Raw genomic sequence first — 791 nt, 5'->3', positions numbered from 1 at the left:
AGTGGACGCCCTTGTACTCCGGCAGCTCGGCCCGTATCTCGGGCAGATACCTCTTCTGTTCGTAGAAGCCGACAGCCCTCCCGGCCTTCTTGTAGGCATCTCTACGCTCCTGCAGGGCCGCGTTGTACAACTGGCGGCACAGCGAGAGGGTGCGCTCCAGGTCTTTGTGCTGGGGCTGGGTGGGGTACAGGCGGTACTTGAACGCCTTCCTAGTCATCGTCCACCTGGTGTACAGGCGTAGCCGGTCCCGACAAAGGATCGTCCACCTGATGCTTGCGTTGCGACTCGATGTGGCGCTGGATGGTCTGGGCTGAGATGTTCCCGGCACTGCCCACGTAGAAGGAGGGCGTCCACAAATGACCGCCGCCCTTGCCCCGCCGTAGCTTCGGAAACTCTTGCAGGATGCGCCGAGCCGACACGCCCTTCAGTATCTTCGCCACGTCCGAGGGTGCCCACTTGGGCGGTACAGAAAGGAAAAGGTGCACGTGGTCGGGCATGACCTCCATGCCTAGCACCGCCCAGTCCCTCATCGAGCAGGCCTCCCGGAATACCTGCATCAGCCTTTCGCGCACCTCGCCCACAAAAACGTGCCTGCGGTACTTGGGGGTGAACACCAGATGGTAGTTCAGATTGTAATGCGAATGGCGCGTGGTGCGTTCTTCAGGCACGTGCATATGATAGCACATCCGCCGCCCACTATGCTATGTGCTCCTTCGGAGCGCGTGGGGGAGTCCATGTATCCCACGGACTGAAAGTCCGGGGGATTATAGCTCCCCCACGCCCCCTCTTTT

General features: G+C 60.9%; 2 protein-coding genes. Both read right to left on the bottom strand.

What is annotated here, in order from left to right; genetic code table 11:
* On the bottom strand, window positions 1-217 hold a 217-nt coding region (locus Mterra_RS21555), incomplete at its 3' end, for a helix-turn-helix domain-containing protein (RefSeq protein WP_170159788.1).
* Window positions 210-668 carry an IS200/IS605 family transposase gene (gene tnpA, locus Mterra_RS21550; RefSeq protein WP_245971723.1) on the bottom strand — a complete coding sequence of 153 codons (459 nt, stop codon included), beginning with the start codon at window positions 666-668 and terminating at the stop codon, window positions 210-212. The genes tnpA and Mterra_RS21555, both read right to left, overlap by 8 nt.
* Between the last annotated feature and the right edge of the window lie 123 nt (window positions 669-791).

It is taken from the genome of Calidithermus terrae (assembly GCF_003574345.1).
GTDB lineage: Bacteria > Deinococcota > Deinococci > Deinococcales > Thermaceae > Calidithermus > Calidithermus chliarophilus.
This window is presented reverse-complemented; position numbering and strand designations above follow the sequence as displayed.